The sequence below is a fragment of the Rhizobium sp. CG4 genome, assembly GCF_023701965.1.
Lineage (GTDB): Bacteria > Pseudomonadota > Alphaproteobacteria > Rhizobiales > Rhizobiaceae > Agrobacterium.
Window position 1 is genome coordinate 185,739 of sequence record NZ_JABAEG010000006.1, and the last position, 26,992, is coordinate 212,730.

The following is a 26,992-nucleotide window of genomic DNA, read 5'->3' on the forward strand; positions in this document are numbered from 1 at the left end:
GTGTAAAGGAAGGACGGGATACTGCTTGTCGGTAACGAGGCCAGTTAGGAGGCGTTTTGTCTAGTCGATAGCTGCTTTTCATAGAGACCACACGCAAACACGCTATCTTCCACCGATTTTAGCAGAGGAATGGCACCAGCCGACTGAGCAGACTCATAAGCAAGTGCCAGGGTCGAGCGCGCTTCGCCCAGGTCTGATGTTTTGAGCTGGATTTCTGCCTTGGTCCGCAACATTTCAGGCTGCCACCATGCCACGCCAGCGGCGGCGCATTTTTCCATTGCGGTATTGATTACATTCATGGCCTCGACGTTGCGACCAAGCCCGGACAATGCTCTTGCTTCTGTTGTGATGAACATTGTTTCAAAAAGGTTGAAACCGGCATTGCGAAGCGATTGCAGACCGGATTGTATTTGTGACAGGGCAGTTCTGTCGTCTCCCTGCCGCCGCAAAAGTTCCGCTTCGAAACACACCGCATATGTTCGCCAGACATCAAGCATCGTGGCTTTGGTGTGCTCTTTGAGTAGAGCAATGTACTCAGCGGCCAGACGGTCTTGTCCAGACATCAGAGCAAGTGGGCATGCCGCTTCTGCAAGGGCATTGGTCAGCGATGCGTAGTGGCCAACGGATTGGGCGTATTCCAGGGTTGATACAACATCCGCCATGGCCTCCTGTTGTCGTCCTAAAAACCATTTGCAGCGCGACAATATGATCTGAGCAGTTACCCGCTGGTCGAACTGAAAACGGATAACGTGCCCCGTCGATGGCAGACCCTGATAATCACGCAACATGGTCGCGAGGTATGTTTCACTTTCGGCATGGCGCCCGAGCCAGTGTAATGTCGCACCTCTGATCCGATTGCCGATGACTATATCGGCAGGATCGGGCGATGAAATTGCAAGTTCGGCAAACCGCGTTGCCAGATGAAGGCCAGTCTTAGGTTCCGCCCGATTGATGGCATCGACCCACAATCCCCATATTGCGCGCAGTTGATGGTCCACGTCGCCGAGTCTTTCTGCGATATCGGCAGATTCATTCCACGCTTCCACACCCCGACCGGGTGAAGCCGCCGTGATGATCTGCGGCCACCCCATCGCAGTATAAAGTTTCATCCTGCTCGCCTCATCAATACCGGGATTTGCGTTCAGGTAATCGATCGACGCTGTAACGGCCGAGATGCATTCGTCGTAAAGCGAAAGCTTGAAAAATAGCGGCAATGCCGCAACAGTCAGTCTTGCACCCAGCAGCTTGTTGCCACCCGTCGACAGTGCCCAGTCGAGACATGCGCGCAGACCCAGAACAATATGGCCAAATTCCTCGACGGCCTCTTCGGTGGTTTGGCTGTAAATTCTGGCTGAAGATGTATCGAACAATTGCAGGAGATATGTGCCGAACTTTTCCATGGCAGGGCTAACGCCGTGGGTTTGAGCCAGTTTTTCCGCAGCATAGATGCGCGTGGTGTCAAGCAAACGGTACAGCTGGGTGGAAGCCGAGGTTTCCGCCACCACGAGTGACTTTGCGACAAGGGCGGCCACGAGATCGTAAGTGTCATCACTCAGTACCGCAGTTGCGGCAGATATGGAAAAACGTCCTCTGAAGATGGAAAGTTCGTTCAGACCCCGTTGTTCGTCCACGGCTAACAGCTGGTAACTCCAATCGAGTGTTGCGCGCAGTGTTTGGTGCCGTGGCAAAGCAGTGCGTCGACCACGGCTCAAGACCCTGAAACAATCATGGAGCGATGCTGCAAGCGACAAAATACTCATCGATTCCAGCCTGCCTGCCGCCAACTCAATCGCCAAAGCTATTCCGTCAAGCCGTGCACAGATGTCGATGACAATAGGCACGTCCATTTCTGTCAGTTGATATCCACCGAGACAGGCATCTGCGCGTTGTACAAAAAGCTGGACCGCAGGAGAGTCGAGTGCTTCTTCGAGTTTGACTGTTGATACTGGGACATCAAGCGGCAGAAGACGATGAACCCTCTCACCGCTGGCACGAAGAGGCTCACGGCTCGTTGCCAAAAAACGTGTGTTTGACGTTCGTTGTAGCACAGCCTCTACGAAGTCCGTTACATCGTCGATCAGATGCTCACATCCGTCCAGAAAGATTGTGACAGGCCTTGTTTCCAGCGTGGCACAGATGGTCGCCAACACATTGTCAGAACGGTATTTGATGCCAAGGCTGGAGGCGACGGCTGCAGGCACCAAATCGCCGGATGCGATATCCGAAAGTTCGACTTTGATGATTTCAAGTTCGCCTGCCAACTGGCTGACGACGGCTTTGGCCACGGTTGATTTTCCAATTCCGCCAGGCCCCGTAATTGTGAAAAGGCGACTCTTGGGAAGCTGTTCAAGAATTCCCTCGATGATCTGGTTACGACCAAAGACCCTTTGACCACCATCGTCAGGCGTGGGTGGTCGGATGGGTTCGCGCTGGGTGTTCTTCCTATCCCGGATCACCTCGCCAACAAATGTGTAACCTCTGCCGGGAATGTTGGCGATGAACTGTGGTTCTGATTTGGTGTCACCAAGGGCTTTCCGAAGTGCAGACAAATGCACCCGCAAATTGGCTTCATCAACATATGTGTCCGGCCATACGTGTTTTACGATTTCGTCGTTGGTCTTGAGTGCGCCGGGGGTTGAGATAAGGAAAAGCAAAATGTCTATCGCGCGGCTTCCCAACGCAACATTCGCTCCATCCCGCTTCAGGCTGCGCCTGGCAGGTACGATCGAAAAGGATGCAAAACGCAGTTCTTCTTCCACTGCGAAACCTCAGCAATTGGTCCTAATGCGAACGGATTAAGCTGCACTGTTGGTGTTCAATATAAAAAATAGAAATGCGCGATAGATTTTGCGGCTGTGTCAACTGTCTGCGTGAACGCTGCCCGCGCAGACTATGGGAAAGGCTGCGGTTGGAGTTACGTCCCGTCATTTTCCGTATAAAATGTCTCTCCGACAAAATCATGAATGGAATTTTGTATTTTGTCTATCCGGTGGCTTGGTTGTTGAGCGGCGCTTGCGCTTAAACCGTGAGGGGGATGACAGCTGTGGTTACGGAACCTAAAAGGCGTAGAATGGCTTACAGATAAAGATAAGCCTGATGTCAGACGGAGTTGGAAATTGAGTGTTGCCTTTGTCAAGGAAGAAAGTGCCGAAGCAGCTTCGGAAACCCTGCTTCCTGATCGCCCCATTTCACCTCATCCCAATCTCGTGACAGAGGCGGGATTGAAGGCGCTTGAATTGCAGTTGCAACAGGCGCGTGAAGCCTTTGCTGTCGCCAATGCCATCGAGGATGTCAACGAACGCCGACGTCAGGCGGGCAATCCCTTGCGGGATTTGCGTTACTACTCGGCCAGAGTTCATACGGCTCAGTTGATGCAGGTGCCGTCATCAACCGACAAGGTTGCCTTCGGCAACACCGTTACCTTCAGTCGGGATGACGGACGTGTGCAAACCTATCGGATTGTCGGCGAAGATGAGGCTGATCCGACAAAAGGCTCTATCTCCTTTGTCTCTCCTGTGGCCCGGCTTCTTATCGGCAAGACTGTCGGTGATGTGGTGCAGTCGGGAAATCAGGAAATCGAGATCATCGAAATCGCATAAACGTTCACGCGACGGCATGACAGATGATTGGCGGGTTGAGATCAAACTCAACACAGGCTATCTGGTGCACACCCAAAGCTGATCTTCCACAATACAAGGTACGTCTCCCGTATGATCCCGGACTTTCTCGTCACCCATTCCGGTGGCTTCCATGCCGATGAACTTCTGTCCAGCGTGATCCTGACCCGGCTGTTTCCGAAGGCACGTATTGTCCGCAGCAGGGCGCCTGAGTGGATCGCGTCGGGCGAAGATCGCATCATCTACGATGTCGGCGGTGCGTATGACGCCGACAAGAACATTTTCGACCATCACCAACGCGGCGCGCCATTGCGCGAGGATGGCCAGCCTTACAGCTCTTTTGGTCTGGTGTGGAAGCATTACGGTCGCGACTACTTGGTTGCTTCCGGTCTGCCGGTAGAACATGTTGAAAAGGTTCACGCATCATTTGACGAAAACTTCGTGCTGCCGATTGATCTGGTCGATAATGGCGCACTCAGCCCCTCAGGCATTTTGGGCGGGCTAACACTCCCTGTATTGCTTGAGACGCTCAAGCCTGTGTTTGACGACACTGATCCTGACGCAAGCGATCGCGCTTTCCACGCAGCACTTGGCGTAGCGCGCAGCTTTGTCGAAGCTAGAATTGCCCAAAGCGCCTCCAAAATGCGTGCGGAGGCGGTTGTTCTTCAGGCAATCAACAACGCAGGGGAAGGGCGCGTTCTGGAATTGCCAATGGGCATGCCATTCCGCCCAACGATCATCAAGGCCGGTGCCGATCATTTGCTGTTCGTGGTGCATCCACGTGACAAGGACTGGTGTCTGACGACCATTCGTCGCGCCGATGAAGGCTTTGAAGTGCGCGCTGATTTGCCTGCCGCATGGGCGGGCCTGACCAATGGCGATCTGGAAGCCGCAAGTGGTGTGGAAGGCGCAAGCTTCTGCCACAATGGCCGTTTTGTCGCCGCCGCCCGTACCCGTGAGGCCGCGTTGGCCATGGCCGAGATCGCGGTCAGGCAAGCCCTTGCAACGGAGCAGGCTTCACTGGCGACAGTCGAATAAACCGGCCTCATGCCGTCACCCTCTGCGAGTGACGTGTCACTGCGAAAAGGAGATTGTTATGATTGAGAGAATTGGACTGACTGATCGCTGGAGTGACGCAGTCGTTGTCGGAAACCTGATTTTCCTGTCCGGTCATATCGCTGAAAAGACCCGTGGCCAGTCGGTCAAAATCCAGACTGAAGAGGTGCTTCTCGATATGGAGGACACGCTTTCAAAGGCTGGCGTGACCAAGGACAATCTGGTCAGCGTCAATATCTATCTGGCTGACATGTCCGGTTTCGATGAAATGAATGAAGCCTGGGACGCCTGGGTGTCGAAGGGCCACGCACCAACCCGTGCAACGGTAGAGGCACGTCTTGCCCGCCCGGACCTGCTGGTGGAAATGACTGCGATTGCAGCGAAGTAACGTGTAGCGGAGGGTTATCCGGCGATAGTGGCCTGGTTTCTCACTTTATGGAAACCAAGCTTCTCGGATATCTCGTCTGCTGCCTTGATCAAGCTCTCGAGATAGGCGGTGCGATTACGCAAACCGTCTTCTCGTGGCGCAACGAGACAAAGGGTGGCGATGCACGCGCCATCCGCCTGATAGATCGGCACGGCAAAACAATGGGTGAAGTTCTCGACTTCACTGTTGAAGGTAAAAAAGCCGTCGCGGCTGGCCTGACGCACTTGTGCAATGAATTCCGCCGGTTCCATACGTCTGCCATTTGGTAGAACGAAATCTTCCGCCGGGATCAGATCAAGGATCTGCTGGTCGCTTAAATGCGAAACAAGCAGACGGCCGGACGCCGTCCAGGCGATGGAAACCAGTTCACCAATATTGGATGAAATGCGGAACGGACGAATGCCTTCACGCATCATGGCAACGGTATATTTGCGGCCTTCAAGCAAGCACATCTGTGCGGTTTCGCGGGTCTCTTCCGCAAGGCGGATCAGCATGCGGTCGCATTCGCGCATCAGATCGAATTGTTCGGCATAGGCTGTGCCGAGGAAGTAGAGGCGGCGGCCGAGATAAACGCGGCCGTCTCCTCCTTCGTAGTCGAGCATGCCGTGGCGCAACAAAAGATTGATCAGCTCATAAACTGACGATCGGGGTGCCCCGATTTCCGAGGCGATCTCGTTTGGCCGCATGGGTTGTCGCTTCACGCGCAGAAACTCGAGGATCTCGAATGCGCGATCCAGTCCCCTTGTGCGTCGCGATACCGTATCGGCTGGCGCCTCGGTCATGCTGTTCTCCAAATCTTGTCAGCCGCGGTCGGCGCGGTAAGCAATGCAGTCGACTTCTACCTTGCAATCGACCATCATACTCGACTGAACACAAGCGCGGGCTGGTGGGTTGGCGCCGAAGTATTCTGCGTAAACGCCGTTGAAGCTCCAGAAGTCGCGCGGATCGTCCAGCCAGACGCCAACACGGACCACGTCTTCCACGCCGTAACCGGCCTCATGCAGGATGGCAATCAGATTTTCGATTGCCTTGCGGGTCTCGGCGACAATTCCGCCGCGTACGATTTCGCCATTTTCCATCGGCACTTGACCGGAAACATGCAGCCATCCATTGGCTTCAACTGCTCTGGCGAAGGGAAGGGGCTGTCCGCCTGCACCGGTTTCACCCGCACCGTAACGCTTGATAGTCATTGCATTCTCTCTTTTCTTTTAGTTGAAACTGGATGTCTTGAGGAATTCTGCAAGCCGCTCGGTTTTCGGCTTGATGAACATTTCCTTGGGATCGCCTTCTTCACAGATGACGCCCTGGTTCATGAAGATCACACGGCTGGACACCTCATAAGCGAAGCGCATTTCGTGGGTGACGAGCAACATGCTCATGCCGTCTGCGGCCAGGCCCTTGATAACCTGCAGCACTTCACCAACCAGTTCGGGGTCAAGGGCCGAGGTGACTTCGTCGAACAGCATCAGTTGCGGTGACATGGCAATGGCACGGGCAATGGCAACACGTTGCTGCTGGCCGCCCGAGAGCTGGCCGGGGAAATGGCCGCCACGCGAACCGAGGCCGACGCGCTCAAGCCACTTTTCGCCAATGGCGCGGGCTTCGTCACGGCTCTTTTTCTTCACCTTGACGAGACCGAGCATGACGTTTTGCAACGCCGTCATGTGCGGGAAAAGGTTGAATTGCTGGAAGGCCATGCCGGTCATGGCGCGCTGTCGGGCAATTTCCTTTTCGCTTTTACGTTTGCGGGTGTTGCCGGAGTATTCGTAACCGATCTCTTCTCCCGCTAGGCGGATATGTCCGCCCTGGAATTCTTCCAGCATGTTGATGCAACGAAGCATTGTCGTCTTGCCGGAGCCGGAAGAGCCGATGATCGAGATGACTTCGCCCTCGTGCATGGTGGTATCGACGCCTTTTAAGACTTCGAGCGGGCCATATTGCTTGCGCAGCCCCTGAATTTCGAGAAGTACCTTGCTCATGACATGCGGCCTCAGGACGGGACAGCCGTCTTGCGTTCGACGTATTTGCCAAAACGCTCGATGCTGTAGTTGATGACGAAGTAGAGAAGCCCGGCGAAGAAATAGAACTGCAGGCTCATGAAATTGCGGGAGATGATCTCTTGCGTGCGCAGCAAAAGCTCGGCAACGCCAATCACTGAAAGCAGGGTCGATGCCTTGACCATCTCCGCTGCCGTATTGACCCAGGCCGGCAGGAACTGCCGCAACGCCTGTGGCCACAGCACATAGGCAAAGGTCTGGCTGAAGGTCAGGCCGATTGCCTTGGCGGCCTCGGTCTGTCCCTTGGGAATGGCCTGCAGGCCACCACGGACGATTTCGCCGACATGCGAGGAACAGAAGATGGCGAGGGCAAACACGCCCGCCTGAAACGGTCCAAGTTCGATGCCGACAGCTGACAGCACGTAATAGCTGGCGAGAACCAGTACGAGAACCGGTGTGCCACGGATGAAGTCAGTGTAGGCGCGGACAAAGAAGCGCAGCACACGATTACCGTAAACGAGGGACAGGCCAACGAACACACCGAGTACTGAGCCTGCGAGGATCGACAGAAGCGAGATCGATACCGTGACGCCAAGGCCTTTGAGGATGACGTAACGCGCCAGCCAGACCTGATCAAAAAAAGCGGAAAAATCCATCATGACATCACCTCGGAACGGCCAGACGGCGCTCGACAAAACGCATCAGCGCGGCGAGCACAAAACAGGTGGTGACGTAGAGACCTGATGCGACGATCCAGGTTTCGACGATACGAAACGTCTCGACATTGATCTTGCGTGCTTCGAAGGTCAGTTCCGGCACGGCGATAGCCGCAGCAAGTGATGTGTCCTTGAACAGTGAAATGATCGTAGAGGACAGCGATGGCAGCACATTGCGGAACATCAGCGGTGCAATGATCGATATGCGGATCTGCATCGGCGTCAGGCCGATGGCGAGACCTGCTTCCGTCAAACCGCGCGGGATCGACAACAAGCCGGCCCGAAACACTTCGGCCAGATAGGCACCGGAATAGATCGCTAGAACGGCGACAAAACTTTCGATCTTGCCAAGCCGCACGCCAAGTTGCGGTAATGCGAAATAGGCAAACAGCACCAGCACGAGGATCGGCAGGTTGCGAATGATAGTGACATAGGTCGCAGCCGGAGCCTTGATCCAGACATTCTTAGAGATCAGCGCGAAAGCGACAAGCAGACCGATTAGCGCACCGATCAGAATGGCAACAAAAGCAAGGCCAAGACTGAGTAACAGACCTTCGAGAAGCTGGTCGAAACTGCGCCAGACGGCGGCAAAATTGAGCGTGTAGCCCATGGCGTCATCCTGCCATAGTAGAGTGAGCGGGACGAAGGGCTGTGCCCTCCGTCCATATGAGACAAGCCGGTGAGCTTATTTGTATTCGACCGGGAAGCCGATCTGTGGCGGTGCAAGTTCCTTACCGAACCAAGTCTTGTACGAGTTCGCATAGAAATCGAACTCGACGCCGGTCATGGCTTCATGCAGGGCGGTGTTGACGAAGTTCAGCCAGTCCTGGTCGCCACGCTTGACGCCGCAAGCATAGGTCTGTGGGTTCCAGCCGTAACCAGCATCCTTGTAGCGGCCCTGGTTCTGGGTCATGTACCAGGCAAGTGACGACTGGTCGGTTGCGGCAGCGTCGGAGCGGCCGGATTCCAGAGCCTGATAGATCAGGTCAACGGATTCGTACTGGTCAACCTTCGCATCCGGCAGAGCGGCATGAACCATGGCTTCAGCGTACACATTCTGCAGAACCGAGATGGTCACGGACGAACCAGCGGCCTTCAGAGCTTCATAATCAGCATATTTGCCGTCTGCCTTGAGCATCAGGCCTACGCCTTCACGGTAATAAGGAATGGTGAAGGCGATCTGCTGCGCGCGTTCGCCTGTTACCGTCATGAACTGGCAGGTCAGGTCAACCTTGTTGGTGGTGATGTTTGGAATACGGGCGTCAGACGACTGGTTGACGTATTCAATCTTGTCTGGATCGCCAAACAGCGCCTTGGCAACGATGCGGCCCATATCAACGTCAAAACCCTGCAGCTTGTCGTCGGCGCTCTTGAAGTGCCATGGCGCATTGGTGCTGCCTGTGCCGAGCACAAGATGGCCGCGTGCAAGAACTTCATCGAGTTTGCTGCCGTCGGCAAGAACCGGAGTGGTGGAAAGGAATGTGGCGGCGACCAGAGACATGATGCCGGTGCGGAAAGAAATGGTCATGGCGTTCCCCTATGAACTGAACGTTTCCTTTTATTCCAATATAATGGACACGTGTCTGTTTTATTGGATTGACATATCAAGTATCATGGGAGATGTATTGTCAATAGGTGTAGGTGATAATTGGTTCGGCGCCGCAAAGTGATGTATTTTGCGGCAGCTCCGTACTTGCGAAGACAGAGGAATTTATGCCCTTCTCGACCAGCGACATTGACGTAACCAACACGCCCGCAATCCTCGTTGACCTTGATATCGCAAAGGCGAATGTCGAGCGTTTTCAGAGCTATGCTGATCAAAATGGATTGCGGGTAAGACCGCATATCAAGACACACAAATTGCCTGCATTGGCAGAGATGCAACTTGCTGCCGGAGCAATTGGTATCACCTGCCAGAAAGTGTCGGAAGCAGAGGCGATGGTTGCAGGCAGCGACGCAATCACCGATGTGCTGATCACCTACAACATCATCGGCAGCGAAAAGCTGGAGCACTTGAAGGCGCTTGCCAGAAAGGTAAAGCTATCGGTTGTTGCTGATAGCGCAGAGATTGTGGATGGGCTGTCTGCGACGTTCGCTGGTGAGGCGCAGCCGCTTGCCGTTCTGGTGGAATGCGACACCGGTGCCAACCGTTGTGGTGTTCCGGCGCCTGATGCGGCTCTGAAACTTGCAGCCTATATTGATGCGGCGCCGGGGCTCGTGTTTGGCGGTCTGATGACCTATCCGCCCGCTGGTGGGGAGGTATCGGTGGAGCGCTTTATGGGAGAAGCGAAGTCGCTTATCGAGGCGCAGGGCATCGCTGTTCCGGTGATCACATCGGGCGGCACGCCGTCGATGATGCATGCTGCCGAGGCGCCTGTCACGACAGAGTATCGTCCGGGAACCTATATCTATAATGACCGCTCGCTCGTATCACGCGGCGTGACGACGTGGGATAATTGCGCCCTGACGGTGCTTGCGACGGTTGTTTCTGTGCCAGCACCAAACCGTGCGATCATCGATGCTGGTTCCAAGACGCTAACATCTGACCTTCTTGGGCTGACAGGCTATGGTCATGTGCTCGGTCGTGATGACATCACAATTGATCAGTTGTCCGAGGAACATGGTCGTCTTGTCAGTACCGGTTCCATCGGTCTGAATGTCGGCGATCGCCTGCGAATCGTGCCGAACCACGTTTGCGTGGTAACGAACATGGTGGATGCTGTTTTCGTAACCGGCGCTGGTGTGTCCGGCGTTGAGAAATGGCCTGTTGCCGCCCGTGGCAAGATTGTCTGATGCTGGTTGAGTTGAAAGCCTCTTGCCGCTTATGCGTGGCAGGAGGCTTTTGATACGGTGGCCATCGGCTAATAGCTGACCGTCACAACAACCGTGTCATTATATTGCCCCGGCGTCGGCGTGTTTTGTGCCGGAACGCGACCGTAGACGGTTACGCTCTGTGATGTCCCGGTTCCTGTGCCGGTGACCACCTGTCCAGCGGCACTGCCCCAGACACTGGATCGAGCGGCGTCCCTGTAGAGCCCGTAAATAACCGATGAGCTTCCCAAGACCATCTGCCGCGCAGCAGGCGGGCTATTGCTCAATCCGCCATTGAGGGCAATGCTGTAGGCAAGGTTCGCAGTACAGGTCAGTGTGATCGCCCCGTTTGCATCGACTGCACTATTGAGAACGCCATGGTTGCCGAAGTTGATCGACTGCGCCGACACAAGGCACGCCGGTTCCACAGCCGCCGTTACGTTAAACGGGACCAGTGTTGGATTCTGAGTAACGTCAGAGCAATTCGGTGCCAGCAACGTATAGGTCGTATAGGTGAAGCTGGTTTGCGCGCCAGCGAAACTCGAGAGATAGATACCGCGCGCAGCAGATGCCTGACTGGCTAAAATTCTGCCGTAGACGGTGCGGCTGGTGCTGCCAAGCAGTGGCGGCAGAATGGGTAGCAACAGGTCGATAGGCGGTGGCGAACCCAGTGCCGTTTGTGTGGTGGAACCCCAAGGTGTTGTTCTTCCGGCATTTTGATACAGTTGATAATTGAGTATGTTGCTGCCCTGAAGCATGCGGCGGATGCCGCCGGATTGGCCGCCACTGCCTGCGTTGATATTGGGGCAGATGCGCACCGACAGGCCCAGTGCCAACGGGTTGGTGCAGGTCACATTTAATGTGGCCGTTGTATCCACGGCCGCGCCGCTTGCCAGATTGACGAAACCGAAATTCATATCCGTCATACTGAAGCTGCATGTTTGCGCCAGCACCGGTGCGGCGCAAAGAAAGGCTGCGATGGCAAGGCCTGCACGGGTCAGCATCATCATTGAACGCTCCTGCATGTCGCTTCAAGGGTTGCACGGGTCTCCGTGGTCGATCCAATAACGATCTGCGCCTCGCAGTCGCCTTTGGTCGGCTGATGAATAAGAAGTCGGTGCTTGTTCGAGACGTTTTCGAGATAGGCCTGTCCGTCGTAGCCGACCACAAAACTACTTTCGTCATTGCCATCGATGGTGCCGGAAGACCCTGTTTCGATGACATCTCCGCTTTCTGATTTCAATGTCACCAGCGCGACGTGACCGCCGGTCTCCACTTTGAAATCAACGACGGAACCGCCGCCTTCCGTCGGAATCACCGTCTGTTTGGTTCGGTCAATTCGCGCATCGATTGGCAGGTTGGCCGGGTCGAGCGTGATCATGTTAGCATCATAAGACCGCAAGTTCGGAAGCAAGATCTTGCCGCGGCGGTTGGTTTGGCCGATGGGGCGGTTTTCCAGCGAAATCTCGACACCCGGCGCGCCGGCATCAACGACGGCGAAGGCATCATCGATACGGTTGCCAAAGAAGACGTCACCACCAGCCAAGGCAACCGATCCATCCAGTTGTACGTGGCCTTGGGTGCTGCCGTTGAATTGATCGACACCGGCTGCAACCCGTGCAGCGCTGCCGCGATAACTGGCCGAGGCCGAAATGATATCATTGTTGCCGCGTGAGCCGCGCAACCGCCACCCATAACTGCCCTCGGTCTGCTGCTCGGATTTGACCGCATCCGCCGTGACGGAATAACCATCGGCGCTGGACGAGAAGCCTGCAGCGGTAGAAATGCCACCGCCGAATGACCAGGAAAGACCGGCAAAAATTCCATAGGACTTTTTATCCGCCAAATCCTTGTAGGCGGTGATAAAGACGTTGCCGTTTTCGCCGATAGGCCGTGTGACAGAAAGGCCGAGCAGCCGGGATTTTCTTTCATCAAAAGTTTCCAGCTGCGTGTAGGAAAAGTTGAGACTTGCTTCATCGAAGCTGAGTTGGGTGGAGAGGGAAATCTGATCAAGCGAACGCGCCGGGCGGGCGTTCACCAAATTCAAAGCCGTTGCATTTTTCGATCTGGTTGCCGCGACGGATGCCATGTCATGATAATCGCCGAACGCCCGCTGCGAGCGCGCAAAAACCTGCATTCCCAACAATTCTGCTTCGACGCTAGCCGATAGCTGATAGCCACTGTCTTCCCGGAAGTGGCTGGTGGAACCCGAAACGGTGCCCAATCCGAATGCGCCGAGTGTGAAAACACCACCAAGCCCGACATTATAAAATTCCTCGCCGCCTTCGGCATGGCCTTCTACGGTCAACTTGTTGGTCAAGCCGTACCGGACGGTCGCGGAGCCGAGAAAATTCTCGTCATAGTCAAATGAGGAGATGCCGTAATTGTTGCGGGCAAAACCGAGTTCGGCGGAAAAGTCGATGAGGCCGGGTGCCAGCAAATCTGCCGATGCAAAAAACGGTGTTTCCGACACGGTCTCCCGTCCCAGCGCATCGCGCACCACCAGCCGTGCATTGCCAGCACCGCTGACCACGGGAAGGTTTGTAATGGAAAATGGGCCTTCGGGCACCTCCTGCGAGATACGTCTGATATTGTCGACATAGACATCAACGGTAGAAGGCACCGCAGCAGAGCCGGAAAAATCCGGCATTGGCATCGTGACAATATCCGGACGCAGATCGAAGTTGCGACGTATCTGTATTCCACCCATCCGCATCGGGCGTGTCCATGTCAGCCCGCCGGTAATCAGGTCGCCTGCTCGATAAGTCGTCATACTATCTTCATCGGAATAGCTCCAAGTGGTGTCGAGGCGTTTGCTGTCAAACTGCTCGACCTTTGAGGTGCTCAGGACCTGGGAGGATGACAAGACACCGAGTGGGCCCAAAACACGGCTTTCCAGCAAGGCCGAGACGCCGTTATATTCGACAATGTCCGACCAGCTTTTACCGCCGGATGATCCGTAGATCGTGTAATTCACCAAACCTCCCAGATCGCTCGTGGCTCGTTCTTTTTTTTCTTCGTCCTCTTGCGCATCGGGTTGGCCGGAGGCGTCGATGACCTTGCTGGCGCGGGCTTCCGTCGAAAGCGAAAAATAGATGGACTGGTTGCTTTCGTCGTAACGCCAGCTGACATCCGGCAGCATGGCGATATCAACCCAACCATCGGCACCGGCAGCAGTTTCAACCGGGATAATTCCGACATTTCTTAATTGAACCGGCTCAATCAGGAGCGAGCCGGTGCTGTTTTGACGAAAGGTGGCGATCAGTTCTGTTGAAACATCGTTGATATAGACTTCAAGTTGTAACTCTCTCACCTCCTCGGCGGCAACAGAGGGGGGTGAAGCATCAGGAGGTAAATCCTGATCCTGGGAAAAACTGCGCGATGAAATGATCGTCAAACCTGCAATCGTCAAAACGGCAAGGCTAACCGCCTTTAACGCGCGCCGTCGCATTGACAGTGCCGCTTTCGCTATCTGCGGAAATTTTCAGTGTGCCGCCGCCTCGCTTGCCGCCCGCTGCCGGCACCAGCCAGCTTGCCCCGGATTTTCCGAGGACATAGCCAACAAGTCCCTGTTGCTGGGCAACCGCTTGACCACTTCCGTTGAGCAGCTTGATATTTGCGATGCGCAGGCGCTTGGAGCCTTTATTAGAGACGGTAACCTGGTAGCCATTGCCCTTGGGTGTCACAGACCATGTTGGCTGCGCCTCGCTGGCATCGTCTTTCGAGAAAAAGACAGGGATGGAATGGCGGACAACGAGATTGATCGTGCCGGATCGAAGTTTACCCTGTGTTGGCAATTCATCGACCATGACGCGGTAGCTCTCTTCAGCCTTCACAGGCGCCTTGGAGAGCCGCACGATGCGGACGAGATTTTCCGCTCCGGGTTTGAGTTGCGTGATCGGCGGGCTGGCAACAACATCGTCTACCGCCGTTAAAACATCCGAGCCGTTTTGCTGGGTCCAGCGGAAAATCCGGACCTGAACATTGATCGCTGTTTTAGCATCATTGCGTATGCGCAGAGTGGACGTTGCTGCTGGTGCTCTGAGATCCAGAATGACGGGGGATACCCGCAGCGAAGTTGCGTAAGAAGGTGAAACATACAAACCGGCAAGTAACGCAGCCGCTAAAGTAAAAAGACGCATATGCGATCCTCCCTTTGGCGATCAATAAGTGAGTGTGGCCGTCACGGTATCCGTGTAAGTGCCAGGAGCAGGGGTGTTTTGGGGCCCAACACGCCCATACACAGTAAAAGGCTGTGCCGCGCCGGTTCCTGTCCCGGTTAACCTGTCCGTGCCTACCGTGTTGCCCCAAACAAGTGAATGTGCGGCATCTCTGTAGAGGCTATAAGCGATTGTGGCCGAGGCGGGTCCGGTCATTAAACGTGTCGCAACTGTTGCGCCAGTCCCAGCGCCCGCACTTAGACCTAGACTAAATGGCGTGCCCGTCGTGCATTGCACGATAATCTGGCTGGTTGCATCTACATTGGCCTCGAGAACACCATTGGTGCCAAAATTGAGATTGGCGGCAGAGTTAATCTGGCAGGCTGCCTGAATGGTGATCTGCACCGTGAAGTTCGTCGATGTAGATGTCTGCGCAAAGGTGACGGCGGGCAAAAACATCAGCGAAACAAACGGAACAAAATAGCGTATTGGTGCGAACTTCATGCTCTCTCCCTGTGCCATTGCACCGCAAGTTGGCCGGCGCCGGGCAATGAACGAATACTCCAATAACGAGTAATAAGAACTTGCTAATGTTCGCTTAGATTGGGTTAACAAATTCTTAAATTCCGAACCCGAATAACTACCGGGCGAAATTGAATATGTAGTACAATCACTTATCGAGAATTTGGGGGATCTTGCGGGGTAAAATTGTTTATTATCAATGTATTGATTAGCTGGTGCGGAAATTGTCTGGCTAGCAACTGCCAGCCACATCTGCCAACTGTTTTTCCGGCACTTACGATTATGTCTTTACCGGACGTTAAATTTGCCAACTGAAGAGGCGCTGTTATCAGGTTTAGATTTCCTTAATGATAGGTCTCGGATCTGCCTCGTTAAGTGCCCGTTTCCGATTACATCGCTGGCATCAAACGGCACGATTTTAAGCATTTAGAGGTTTGCGGCTTAACCACCCTTCGCAGCGCGTTTTTTTAAAGCTTTTCGCTGAAACCGAAGTAATTTTTTTTACTGAAATGCAGTATCTTGCAAGTCGGCCTTTGTTGACGTACTCGAAACCTGCACGACCCTTGGGCCGATTAACAATACCGTTTGGTGGCGCTGCGTTTCAGCGCCATACACATTATGACGTTGGGATTACGATGAACCTTTATTTGGATTACCTGGCTGAGATTAAAAGCAGAGAAACTCAAGGGCTCGCTCCCAAACCGATTGATGACGGAGCTCTCGTCGGTGAGATCATTGCGCTGATCAAGGATGCAGGAAGCGAACACCGCGCCGATGCCCTCAAATTCTTCATCTACAACACGCTGCCAGGCACCACCAGTGCTGCAGGTGTCAAAGCCGCGTTCCTGAAGGAAATCATCCTTGGCGAAGCGGTCGTACCCGAGATTACGCCAACGTTTGCTCTCGAACTCCTATCGCACATGAAGGGTGGTCCTTCGGTCAAGGTTCTGCTCGATATCGCGCTCGGTGACGATGCTGCAATCGCAACCAAGGCCGGTGATGTGTTGAAGACCCAGGTCTTCCTTTATGATGCCGACATGTTCCGTCTGCGTGATGCCTACAAGGCAGGCAATGCAGTCGCGAAGAGCGTTCTCGAAAGCTATGCCAAGGCTGAATTCTTCACCAAGCTTCCTGACGTAGAAGACGAAATCAAGGTTGTGACCTTCATCGCAGCTGAAGGCGACATTTCGACTGACCTTCTGTCGCCGGGTAACCAGGCCCATTCGCGTTCCGACCGCCAGTTGCATGGTCAGTGTATGATCACGCCTGAAGCACAGGCGGAGATCGTTGCGCTGCAGAAGCAGCATCCTGACAAGCGGGTTATGATGATCGCCGAAAAGGGTACGATGGGCGTGGGTTCGTCGCGTATGTCCGGCGTAAACAACGTTGCGCTGTGGACCGGCAAGCAGGCCAGCCCTTATGTGCCTTTCGTCAACTTCGCGCCAATCGTTGCGGGTACCAACGGTATCTCGCCCATCTTCGCGACCACTGTCGACGTGACCGGTGGTATTGGTATCAACCTGAAGAACTGGACCAAAAAGACCGGTGACGATGGCAAGCCGATCCTCAACAATGATGGCAACCCGATCCTGGAACAGCAGTTCTCGGTAGAAACCGGCACTGTTTTGAAAATCGACGCGAAGGGTAAAAAACTTCGTGATGAAAATGGCAACGAATTGGTTGATGTTGCTGCGGCCTTCACACCCCAGAAGATGGAGTTCATGAAGGCCGGTAGCTCTTACGCTATCGTTTTCGGCAAGAAGCTCCAGACATTTGCCGCCCAGACCCTCGGCGTTGAGCCGACTGCGGTCTTTGCGCCAAACAAGGAAATTTCAATCGAAGGCCAGGGCCTGACGGCTGTTGAAAAGATCTTCAACCGCAACGCTGTTGGCGTGACGCCAGGCAAGGTATTGCATGCTGGCTCCGACGTCCGTGTAATTGTAAATATTGTTGGTTCGCAGGACACCACCGGTCTGATGACTGCGCAGGAACTTGAGGCGATGGCGGCAACCGTCATTTCGCCGCTGGTTGACGGTGCTTATCAGTCCGGTTGCCATACGGCTTCCGTTTGGGACAAAAAGGCACAGGCCAATATTCCAAAGCTGATGTCCTTCATGAACAACTTCGGCGTTATCACTGCGCGTGACCCGAAGGGCGCTTACCACTCGATGACCGACGTCATCCACAAGGTGTTGAACGACATCACCGTGGATGACTGGGCAATCATCATCGGCGGCGACAGCCACACCCGCATGTCCAAGGGCGTTGCGTTTGGTGCAGACTCTGGCACCGTGGCGCTGGCACTGGCCACCGGTGAGGCAACAATGCCAATCCCGCAGTCGGTCAAGGTGACCTTCAAGGGCACGATGCAACCGTACATGGACTTCCGCGACGTTGTTCATGCCACACAGGCGCAGATGCTCAAGCAGCATGGCGACAACGTCTTCCAGGGCCGCATCATTGAAGTTCACCTCGGTACGCTTCTCGCTGACCAGGCCTTCACATTCACCGACTGGACGGCTGAAATGAAGGCCAAGGCGTCGATCTGTATCTCGCAGGACGAGACCCTGATCGAGTCGCTGGAAATTGCCAAGTCGCGTATCCAGATCATGATCGACAAGGGCATGGACAATGCTGTTGGTACGCTGAAGAGCCTGATTGCCAAGGCGGATCAGCGCATTGCCGAAATCCGTTCGGGTGAAAAGCCTGCTCTGAGCCCGGATGCCAACGCAAAGTACTTCGCAGAAGTCGTCGTGGATCTCGACATCATCAACGAGCCAATGATCGCTGACCCTGACGTCAACAATACAGACGTTTCCCGTCGCTATACGCACGACACGATCCGCCCGGTTTCTTACTACGGCGGCACCAAGAAGGTTGACCTTGGATTCGTTGGTTCATGCATGGTGCATAAGGGCGACATCAAGATTGTTGCCCAGATGTTGAAGAACATCGAAAAAACTGCAGGCAAGGTTGAGTTCAAGGCACCTCTGGTGGTTGCAGCACCGACCTACAACATCATTGACGAGTTGAAGGCTGAAGGGGATTGGGAAATCCTGCAGAAGTATTCCGGCTTCGAATTTGATGACCTGAAGCCAAAGACTGCCAACCGTACCGAGTACGAGAACATTCTCTATCTTGAGCGTCCAGGCTGCAACCTTTGCATGGGTAACCAGGAAAAGGCTGAAAAGGGTGACACGGTTCTCGCAACCTCGACCCGCCTGTTCCAAGGCCGCGTTGTAGAAGACACCTCGGAGAAGAAGGGTGAATCGCTTCTGGCGTCGACCCCGGTTGTGGTGCTGTCGGCAATTCTTGGTCGCACGCCAAGCATTGAAGAGTACCGCAGTGCAGTTGACGGCATCGACCTGACCAAGTTCGCGCCGCCAAAGACCACACCGATCGATAGCCTGTCGGTCCACTACTAAGATTTGACCAGAAGCACAGTGCCCTGAAGTTGAAGAACTTCGGGGCACTGTTCTTTTGTGCGGATGTTTGCCGGACAACTATTGTCGACGCTAGAAATTGACCTGCAGGTTGGCATGGGCCGCATTGGACTGGAAACCACTGGCAAACTCGCCAGCATAACTCAGTGTCAAACGTGCGGATTTGGAAAGTCTGGCGGTAATGCCAGCTTTTACCAACAGTGAATCCCGCGGCATGGTCACGCCTTCCAGAATGAAAGGTGAGCCACCCTCAAATGCGAAAAATGAGGTGGGCGAAAGATCACCGATTGCGTGGCGCCAGCCCAGCATGCCGGATACTATCACCGGCATATCAGTTGGCAGGTTGGCAGCCCAGCGCATGCCTATGGTGGAGACGGTCAGGTTGTCGGAGCCGCCGGCAACAGACAAGGCTGCGACACCGCCATCTTCACGGAAATCATCCGTATTGAGATTGATATAGGCAAGATTGGCGAAGGGCTGCAACTTGACATCATCCAGTTGCAGCGTCCAGGAAATGTCGCCAAAGGCCTGAAGAGTATCGCTGCCATAATCGGCCGTCAGCCGGTCGGTAAAGGAGCCGAATGCGATATCACGTTTGGTCGAGATATCGTTGCGCGAGTAGATGGCGCCGCCGAGTATATCCAGAGGGCCGAAGTCACCGGCAGCATATAGGCCTGCATGATAACTGTCCGCAGTGGCCTCAGAACCTGCGGAAAGAGAGCTGTATCCGAGAATGCCGCCGAGACGCCATTGTTCTGAAATGGAAAAATCAGCGCCGATGAGTGAGCCCGCGACACGGGTATCAAGGCCGCTGGCTACACCATTTTCAGAAAAATTACCTTGGGCAAATATGCCGGTTGTCCAAAACGACAGCTCTTCCTGATCTGCCCAGGGTCTGGCGATCAGCGGGTTCATCTGATCCATGATCGCGTCACGGGGAAATTGGCTTTCCCAGAGGAATGCGCTTTTGAGAGATGCGTGAACCTCGCCGTTAAGCTGTGAAAAGGCGGTCTCGGCGGTTTCTATATTGAGAGGCAACACCGCCATGAACAGTGCATTTGTCGATCCCAGACTCTCAACGGCTGCTGCGGTTACGCGTTCATTTTGTGTCAGGGCAACATCAGCAAAACGCACAGTATTGCGATCAAGTCTGAGATCCACTGTGGTGGGATTGTAGGTCAGTGTCGGGGAAAGAAACGCAAAGTCGCTGGCGATGGTGTCGAAATTACCGGTAATGCTGCCGGCCGACAGGATCGTGTAGGCCGTGGACAGGCCATAGGTGTTGCTTGCTGCACGAATATCGAGCGTACCACCTTCGATATCGATTGTGCCGATGGCGTTGACCTGATCCGACAAACCGGTTGAGGTAATATCCACCTGGTAGGTCGATCCGATGCGGAAGGTCAGGTCACCATTTACGGAAACGGTTTGCAGGCCAGGACCGGGGGACAGAATGCCACCGGCATTGATCACCAATCCGCCGGAGACACCGCTGCCGGACAGCAAGCCGCCGTCAAAAACATCAATCGTTCCGGTGACTGTTCCTTCATTGATGAATTCACCGCCGCTGACGCTCGCCGCACCACTGATAATGCCGGTGTTTGAGAAGGAACCACCACTGTTGGTCAATGACGCAACTGTACCGTCATTCGACGCAGTGCCGGAATTGGTGACCGCGCCTGTCGTTGCACCGCTGTTATTGGTAAATGTGCCCTGATTGCTGATCTCGACGGAAGCAAGCGTTGCATTGTTGACGACCGTGCCGCCATTGATTGTCGTTGCGCCCGTAACCTCGCCACCACTATTGTTGGTGAAAGAGCCAGCGTCATTTTGAAGGGATGCGATGGTTCCGGCATTGGTCACCGTGCCGGAATTTCTGATATGACCCGCGATGCCGTCCGAGTTGTTGATGAAGGCTGCAGCGGCTGCAACGTCGGCGTCGGTTATCTCGAAATTGTTGGTGACTGTCCCGCCAGTAATGGTGGTCTGTCCAGTGATTGTGCCACCGGCATTGTTGACGAAGTCTCCGGCCGTGTTGGTCAGCGAGGCGATTGCGCCGGCATTTGAACTGTTGCCGGCATTAGTAACGGCACCGGCCGTGCCATCCGTTGTGTTGGTAAAGATGCCACCAGCCCCAACACTCACGGCATTCATCTCTGCATTGTTGGTGACAGTGCCTCCGGCCACGGTTGTTGTGCCAGAGACAGCACCGCCGAAGTTGTTGGCGAAACTTCCCGCATCGTTTTGCAGGGATGCGATGGTACCGGCATTGGAGACTGTGCCGGAGTTTCTGATGTTGCCAGCCGTTGCGCCGTTGTTGTTGACGAAATCTGCTGCCGCGGCGACATCTGCATCTGTCATCTGGAAATTGTTGGTCACCGTTCCGCCGGAGATTATCGTCTTTCCGGTGATGACGCCGAGGTTGTTGTTGGTGAAGTTGCCTGCCGTATTTGTCAATGAGCCAAGCGTGCCGGCATTCGACGCCGTACCGGCATTGGTGAGTGCACCTGCAGTGCCAGTTGTGTTATTGGTAAAGGTCCCGCCGGAGGACACAGAAACATCGCCCACAGTTCCGCTGTTGGAAAGTGCAGTGGTCGCTTCCACCACAGCACTACCTAGGCTGCCATTTACCGCAACGTTGCCTGCATTCAATTGCAGTTTGCCGTTGAGCGTTCCATCAATAAACAGGTTGCCGCCATTCAGGTCGATATCGGAATTCACGACGCCACCAGCATTGATGCCGAGGCTGCCGGAGTTGATCGTGCTGCCACTGGTCACCGTAAGTGTCCCGGTATTGGTGATGGTAACATCGCCGCCATTTACACCAAGCTGATTGACGGTGACGTTATTGGTGACCTGCGGGGAACCAGTGTTGACAGCCGCTGCATCATTTGCGCCCGGCAGAGCAGGTGTCCAGTTCGTTCCGTTGCTGAATTCATTGTCCGTATTACCGGTCCACACCGACTGCGCAAACGACGGCACGACAAAGGCCAGTGAGGCTAATGCTGTGAAAAGCCCGAGACGTCGAGCCAATACCGGAAGCAGTTGATGTGTCATTTAGCGACCGATGCTAACGAGCGCCGACAACCATCGGCGGGCAGATAACGACTCGTAACCAAGCATGGTTAATGAAGTCTTAACTGTCAACGTGCGGCGGCTTTGCTCGATCCCCTGATTCACAAGGGTTTCACGCCAGATAAAGCACTCAAAAACGTGCCTGGTTTATCGCAGGAAGTTGCGGAACCGGCGCAATGCCAAAGTGAAGAGAATGACGGCAATAACCAGCAGGGCAAGCAACTGCGGCCACACAACATCAAGGCCGGCACCCCTGAACAGCACCGCCTGTGCGAGGATGACGAAATGGGTGTTGGGTGCAAGCAGCATGATGTGCTGGATGATGTCAGGCATGCTTTCACGCGGTGTCATTGCACCTGAAAGCACCTGAAGCGGCAACAGTACCAGAATAAGCAGCAGACCGAATTGCGGCATCGAGCCCGCGACGGTCGCAAGGAATATCCCCATGGATGTCGTTGCAAACAGAAACAGTGCCGTTCCCAGCAGGAAGATGAAAGGAGAGCCCTCAATCGGTACGCCAAGCAACCCTTTGACCACCCCGAACAGGGCAAAACCTGCAGCAACCAGCACCACCAGGCCCATCGACCAGATTTTGCTGAGCATGATTTCCGTGGGTGTTACCGGCATGACCAGTAGATGTTCGACGGTGCCGTGCTCACGCTCACGGATCAGTGCAGCGCCCGTCAGGATAATCGACAACATGGTGATGGAAGTAATGATGTTGTTGATGGAGCCGAACCACGATTTGTCGAGTGACGGGTTGAAACGTGCCCGCAGCGTCAGGTCCACGGGAACATTGGTGTGGCCGCGATACCGCTCCAGAAACTCATTGACCTCACTCGTCACGATCGACTGGATGTAGCTGCTGCCACTGAACGCCTGGCTCATACGTGTTGCGTCAACATTCAGCTGGATTGCCGGATGCTGGTTTGCCAGCACATGGCGCTGGAAATCCGGGGGAATGTTGAGGGCGAATGTATCAAGCCCCGCATCCATTCTGCGATCCATCTCACTGATGTCGATCAGCTTCGGCGGCACGAAATAGGGCGGCGTGAATGCCGTGCTGATGCGGCCGGAAAGAGGCGATTGGTCCTCATCGACAATTGCAATTGCGGCATTGTTGAGCGTTTCGGGCAGGGCGCTTGATCCGGTATAGATTTGCAGACTGAATGCGTAGAGGATCAGCAGCACCAGCATCGGATCGCGTGCCAGTCCACGCAATTCCTTTAAACCTAGCTGAAAGATGTTGGATGAAAACAAAGCTCAGCTCTCCTGCTTTTTAAGAAGCACGGCACCGAGTGTCGCAAGGATTGGTATGGCGATCAGCAGGGGAATGAAGGAACCGGCAAGGCCTGCAAAATCAAGCGCCTTGGAAAAGGCGCCGCGTGAGATGGTCATAAAATAGGTGGTGGGGTAAATTTCGCCGATGAAGGCACCCGCACCCTGAAGGGATGAGACCGGGTCGGTCATACCGGAATATTGCGTGGCTGGAATAAGTGTCAGCAGTGCAGTTCCGAAGATTGCTGCGATCTGACTAGACATGAATGTCGACATGAAAATGCCGATCGAGGTCGCAATGATCACATAAAGAAGGGCCGCTGCCGCGTAGGCAATAAAGCTGCCTGTGAAGGGAACGCGGAAGACTAGCGTCGCAAAGGCAACCAGCAGCAGGAAATTCATCACGCCTAGAACAACGTAGGGGATCTGTTTGCCGAACAGGAATTCCAGCCGTGTGACGGGGGTCACATAGAGGTTGATGATGGATCCGAGTTCCTTTTCTCGCACCACGCTGAGGGCTGCCAACATGGCCGGGATGAGCATCAACAGAAGCGGAATGACTGCTGGCACCATAGCAACCAGACTTTTGACATCAGGGTTGTAGCGAAAGCGTGTCTCGATGGAAAATGTGCCGCGGGTTGCCTCCGTGCCGTAAAGTTGTCTTGCCTTTCGGGTGAGCCAATCAGCATGCATGCCTTGGACGTAGCCGCTCACAGTTTCCGCCCGTTGCGGCATGGCGCCGTCGATCCAGGCGCCGATTTCGACGTCATCGCCACGCTGCACCTTGCGCCCGAAACCCGGCGGAATTTCAATGGCCAGACTTATCTCGCCATCACGCATCCGCTTGTCCATGTCGGCATAATCGCGAATGGGCTCTTTTTCGATGAAGTAGCGGGATCCGGCAATGTCGAGGACATAATCCCTGCTTATGGTGGTATCGTCCCGGTCTAGTACAGCGAATGTCAGGTCTTCGACATCCATATTTATGCCGTAACCGATCACAAACATCAGGATGACGCTGCCCAGCACCGCAAGCGTGGCACGAATGGGATCGCGCTGAAGTTCAAGTGCTTCGCGCCGCGTGTAGCTGAACATGCGCCTGATATCGAAGAAGCGTTTCTTGCTCATCGCCTGCGGATGGCTGGCAGCGGCAAGTTTGGTTATATCAGCCGTCTGAGAGGTTTTTGCCTTATCGGTCTTGTCCGAAGCCGTGATGCCCGAGGCTTCCTCCAGATAGGCGATGAATGCATCTTCCAGCGTGGGAGAATTGCGGCTTTTGGCAATGGCGGCTGGCGTGTCGCTTATCAACACCTTGCCTGCATGCATTAATGAAATGCGGTCGCAACGCTCCGCTTCATTCATGAAATGCGTGGAGATGAAGATCGTTACATTGTCTTTGCGGGAGAGATCGGCAAGGATTTGCCAGAATGCATCACGCGCGATTGGATCAACACCCGAGGTGGGTTCGTCAAGGATCAGCACATCTGGTGAATGGATCATGGCAACGGCCAGCGACAGGCGCTGGCGTATGCCAAGCGGCAGCCCGTCCGGCAACGTATCCATCACGTCTTGCAAGGTGAACCGTTGCGCCATTTCATCAATGCGTGTCGGAATGGTTTCGTCAGGCAGTTTGAACAGGCGAGCGTGCAAATCAAGGTTTTGGCGAACGGTCAATTCGCTGTAGAGCGAAAAAGCCTGGCTCATGTAACCGACACGGCGGCGCACCGCCATGTCACTCGCATCGACCTTGTTGCCGAAAAGCTTTGCCTCGCCTTCGGTGGCGGCCAGAAGGCCGGTCAACATTTTCATGGTTGTTGATTTGCCGCAGCCATTGGAGCCGAGAAAGCCGAAGATTTCGCCGCGTGGAATCTGGAAACTGACATTGTCCACGGCGGTAAAACTGCCAAAGCGCATGCTCAGATGGCTGGCCTCGATGGCATATTCCTGCGTGCCGCCGGTTTCTCGAGGCGGAATAACGACATCGACATGATTACGGCGTTCCGTCTCTGGCAGCATGGCAATGAAGGCGGCATCAAGATTGGCGGCCCCTGTGCGTTCAAGCAGTTCTGAAGGTGTGCCAGTGTCGAGAACCTTGCCGGCGTTCATGGCAACAAGCCAATCGAAGCCTGCGGCTTCTTCCATATAGGCTGTCGCGACGATAACGCTCATGCCCGGCCGTCCGACACGGATCGCGTCAATCAGTTCCCAGAACTGCCGCCGTGACAGCGGATCGACACCAGTCGTGGGTTCATCGAGGATCAGCAAATCCGGATCGTGGATCAGCGCGCAACAAAGGCCGAGTTTCTGTTTCATACCACCGGAAAGCTTGGCTGCCGGCCGGTCAGCAAAAGGGCCAAGACCGGTACTATCAAGCAGTTCGCGAATACGGGTTTCACGCTCCTGTTTGTCCTGGCCGAACAGGCGGCCAAAAAAATCGACATTCTCGAAAACAGAAAGTGTTGGGTATAGGTTTTTGCCCAGTCCCTGCGGCATGTAGGCAATGCGGGGGCAGGTGGCATTGCGATGTTTCGCATCGGAAATGTCGCCATCGAGAACTTCGACCTTGCCCTTCTGAACAGCCCGTGCGCCGGAAACGAGTGACAGAAGGCTGGATTTTCCAACGCCGTCAGGGCCGATCAGTCCCACCATGCAGCCTGACGGGATATCCAGCGATACCTCGCTCAGGGCAATCGTTTTTTTGTAGGTGAGAGTGACGTTTTGGAGCCGTACCACAGCGTTCTGACCGCTTTTGGCGGAACTCGAGGCAGTGCTGTTGTTTGTGTCAGCCTCGTTCATCGCGGCGCCGTTATTTTACAAGGTTCTGTTCGAGATTTTGCGGCCATGTTGCTTGCGCATCCAGCCGGACATACGCCATGCCCGGTAAGCCGGTTTTGACGTACTGGATGTATTTTTGCAGCAATTCCTGCGGTATTTGGGCGCGAACCCGGAACGTCAGTTTCTGACGTTCTTCTTCAGTCTCAACCGTTTTGGGCGTAAACTGCGCCACATCGGCAACGAAGGACACCTGGGCAGGGATGGTCAACTGGGGAGCCGCGTCCAGCACGAGACGTACGTCTGAACCAATTGAGGTCCGGCCAGCTTCTGCCGTTGGCAGGAAGAAGGTCATGTAGACGTCGCCAAGGTCCACGAGGTTCAAGACACGGCCACCGGCAGACAGAACCTCGCCGGGCTGTGCGATTCGGTATTGAATTCGCCCGTCGCGGGGTGCCGTCAAAGTGCTGTCGGCAATATCGGTTTCGATACTGTCAATTTGTGCCTTTGCCGCATCAACAGCTGCTTCGGCATCCACCACTTGCGCCTTAGCAGCATTGATGGCTGCATCAGAGGCAGCAAGCGACGCTTCTGCCGCAGCAAGTGTTGCCCTTGCAGCCTGCTCGGCCGCTTCGCTGTCATCGGCGACCTGCTGTGACACGGTATTGTTGGTCAACAGTTGCCGCGAGCGGGCATTGGTCTTCACTGCGGAATCGAGCTGGGCTTTGCGCTGTTCGATGACGGCTAGTGCAGATTTTCGTTCTGCCTCACGCTGGGCAACGAGGCTATGGGCCGTATCGACCGATATCTCCGCGCGGCGCCGCTGTGCTTCGGCCTGTCGTTTGCTGGCTTCCAGCTGGGCGGTGTCCATTTGTGCAAGTGGCTGGCCAGCCTTGACGAATTCACCTTCGCGAACCATCAACTCCTTGAGCCTGCCAGCTGTTTTGGTGGAGATGTCAATCTCCACGGCCTCTATACGACCATTGCTGGAGACAAAGCCTGCGGGCAAATTATCACCCCGCAGAACGGTCCAAGCGTAATATCCGACGCCGATGGCAATAACGGCGATGACGCCCCAAACCCAACCTCTTGCAGCTTTGAACATTACACTTAATCCG

At 54.8% G+C, this 26,992-nt stretch carries 20 protein-coding genes; 5 read left to right on the top strand and 15 right to left on the bottom strand.

Going from position 1 to position 26,992, the window contains the following annotated elements; genetic code table 11:
- Positions 1-44: 44 nt before the first annotated feature.
- Entirely contained in the window at positions 45-2,759 is a 2,715-nt protein-coding gene (locus HGO37_RS17845) for an ATP-binding protein (protein WP_250984496.1), read from the bottom strand.
- 357 nt (positions 2,760-3,116) lie between these two features.
- Between HGO37_RS17845 and greA the strand changes: the two genes are divergently transcribed.
- The 3 genes from greA (at position 3,117) to HGO37_RS17860 (ending at position 5,061) form a co-directional block, all read left to right on the top strand.
- Positions 3,117-3,599, top strand: a complete 483-nt coding sequence (greA, locus tag HGO37_RS17850) for a transcription elongation factor GreA (RefSeq protein ID WP_250984497.1) — start codon at positions 3,117-3,119, stop codon at positions 3,597-3,599.
- A gap of 111 nt (positions 3,600-3,710) precedes the next feature.
- Positions 3,711-4,655, top strand: coding sequence for an MYG1 family protein (locus HGO37_RS17855; RefSeq protein WP_250984498.1), 945 nt, complete (start codon positions 3,711-3,713; stop codon positions 4,653-4,655).
- Between the two features lie 58 nt (positions 4,656-4,713).
- On the top strand, positions 4,714-5,061 hold the full coding sequence (locus tag HGO37_RS17860; protein ID WP_192489745.1) for a RidA family protein: 348 nt from the start codon (positions 4,714-4,716) through the stop codon (positions 5,059-5,061).
- Between the two features lie 14 nt (positions 5,062-5,075).
- Here HGO37_RS17860 and HGO37_RS17865 read toward each other — a convergent pair whose 3' ends face one another.
- The 6 genes from HGO37_RS17865 to HGO37_RS17890 all read right to left on the bottom strand — a co-directional run bounded on the left by HGO37_RS17865 (position 5,076) and on the right by HGO37_RS17890 (position 9,341).
- Positions 5,076-5,882: an IclR family transcriptional regulator gene (locus HGO37_RS17865; RefSeq protein WP_250984499.1), complete on the bottom strand. Its 807-nt coding sequence runs from the start codon at positions 5,880-5,882 to the stop codon at positions 5,076-5,078.
- Between the two features lie 18 nt (positions 5,883-5,900).
- Positions 5,901-6,290 (bottom strand): RidA family protein, encoded by a 390-nt coding sequence (locus tag HGO37_RS17870; RefSeq protein WP_192489743.1) that lies wholly within the window; start codon positions 6,288-6,290, stop codon positions 5,901-5,903.
- A gap of 18 nt (positions 6,291-6,308) precedes the next feature.
- Positions 6,309-7,079 carry an amino acid ABC transporter ATP-binding protein gene (locus HGO37_RS17875; protein ID WP_250984500.1) on the bottom strand — a complete coding sequence of 257 codons (771 nt, stop codon included), beginning with the start codon at positions 7,077-7,079 and terminating at the stop codon, positions 6,309-6,311.
- Between the two features lie 11 nt (positions 7,080-7,090).
- Positions 7,091-7,756, bottom strand: a complete 666-nt coding sequence (locus tag HGO37_RS17880) for an amino acid ABC transporter permease (protein WP_192489741.1) — start codon at positions 7,754-7,756, stop codon at positions 7,091-7,093.
- A gap of 4 nt (positions 7,757-7,760) precedes the next feature.
- Positions 7,761-8,423, bottom strand: coding sequence for an amino acid ABC transporter permease (locus tag HGO37_RS17885; RefSeq protein WP_250984501.1), 663 nt, complete (start codon positions 8,421-8,423; stop codon positions 7,761-7,763).
- Between the two features lie 75 nt (positions 8,424-8,498).
- Positions 8,499-9,341, bottom strand: coding sequence for a transporter substrate-binding protein (locus tag HGO37_RS17890; protein ID WP_192489739.1), 843 nt, complete (start codon positions 9,339-9,341; stop codon positions 8,499-8,501).
- 185 nt (positions 9,342-9,526) lie between these two features.
- Between HGO37_RS17890 and HGO37_RS17895 the strand changes: the two genes are divergently transcribed.
- Positions 9,527-10,606 carry a D-TA family PLP-dependent enzyme gene (locus tag HGO37_RS17895; RefSeq protein ID WP_250984502.1) on the top strand — a complete coding sequence of 360 codons (1,080 nt, stop codon included), beginning with the start codon at positions 9,527-9,529 and terminating at the stop codon, positions 10,604-10,606.
- A 68-nt stretch (positions 10,607-10,674) separates the two neighbouring features.
- On the opposite strand, the gene HGO37_RS17900 is transcribed toward HGO37_RS17895, so the two are convergent.
- From HGO37_RS17900 to HGO37_RS17915, 4 genes are read right to left on the bottom strand one after another with little or no spacing between them, the layout of a single operon-like run.
- Positions 10,675-11,634, bottom strand: a complete 960-nt coding sequence (locus HGO37_RS17900) for a Csu type fimbrial protein (RefSeq protein WP_250984503.1) — start codon at positions 11,632-11,634, stop codon at positions 10,675-10,677.
- Complete coding sequence (locus HGO37_RS17905) at positions 11,631-14,075, bottom strand: fimbria/pilus outer membrane usher protein (protein ID WP_250984504.1); 2,445 nt, start codon at positions 14,073-14,075, stop codon at positions 11,631-11,633. The genes HGO37_RS17900 and HGO37_RS17905 overlap by 4 nt, the downstream gene beginning before the upstream one ends.
- Positions 14,047-14,766 carry a fimbrial biogenesis chaperone gene (locus HGO37_RS17910; protein ID WP_250984505.1) on the bottom strand — a complete coding sequence of 240 codons (720 nt, stop codon included), beginning with the start codon at positions 14,764-14,766 and terminating at the stop codon, positions 14,047-14,049. Before HGO37_RS17910 ends, HGO37_RS17905 begins: the two co-directional genes overlap by 29 nt.
- A gap of 21 nt (positions 14,767-14,787) precedes the next feature.
- Complete coding sequence (locus tag HGO37_RS17915; RefSeq protein WP_250984506.1) at positions 14,788-15,288, bottom strand: Csu type fimbrial protein; 501 nt, start codon at positions 15,286-15,288, stop codon at positions 14,788-14,790.
- Between the two features lie 653 nt (positions 15,289-15,941).
- Here HGO37_RS17915 and HGO37_RS17920 point away from each other — a divergent pair.
- Positions 15,942-18,731 (top strand): bifunctional aconitate hydratase 2/2-methylisocitrate dehydratase, encoded by a 2,790-nt coding sequence (locus tag HGO37_RS17920; RefSeq protein WP_250984507.1) that lies wholly within the window; start codon positions 15,942-15,944, stop codon positions 18,729-18,731.
- Positions 18,732-18,821: 90 nt separating this feature from the next.
- On the opposite strand, the gene HGO37_RS17925 is transcribed toward HGO37_RS17920, so the two are convergent.
- The 4 genes from HGO37_RS17925 to HGO37_RS17940 form a co-directional block, all read right to left on the bottom strand.
- The gene (locus tag HGO37_RS17925) at positions 18,822-21,806 is read right to left on the bottom strand and encodes an autotransporter outer membrane beta-barrel domain-containing protein (RefSeq protein ID WP_250984508.1); all 2,985 of its coding nucleotides are present in this window, start codon (positions 21,804-21,806) and stop codon (positions 18,822-18,824) included.
- A 165-nt stretch (positions 21,807-21,971) separates the two neighbouring features.
- Positions 21,972-23,084: an ABC transporter permease gene (locus tag HGO37_RS17930; RefSeq protein ID WP_250984509.1), complete on the bottom strand. Its 1,113-nt coding sequence runs from the start codon at positions 23,082-23,084 to the stop codon at positions 21,972-21,974.
- Positions 23,085-23,087: 3 nt separating this feature from the next.
- Positions 23,088-25,898, bottom strand: coding sequence for a ribosome-associated ATPase/putative transporter RbbA (gene rbbA, locus HGO37_RS17935; RefSeq protein WP_250984510.1), 2,811 nt, complete (start codon positions 25,896-25,898; stop codon positions 23,088-23,090).
- 10 nt (positions 25,899-25,908) lie between these two features.
- Complete coding sequence (locus HGO37_RS17940; RefSeq protein WP_250984511.1) at positions 25,909-26,979, bottom strand: HlyD family secretion protein; 1,071 nt, start codon at positions 26,977-26,979, stop codon at positions 25,909-25,911.
- Between the last annotated feature and the right edge of the window lie 13 nt (positions 26,980-26,992).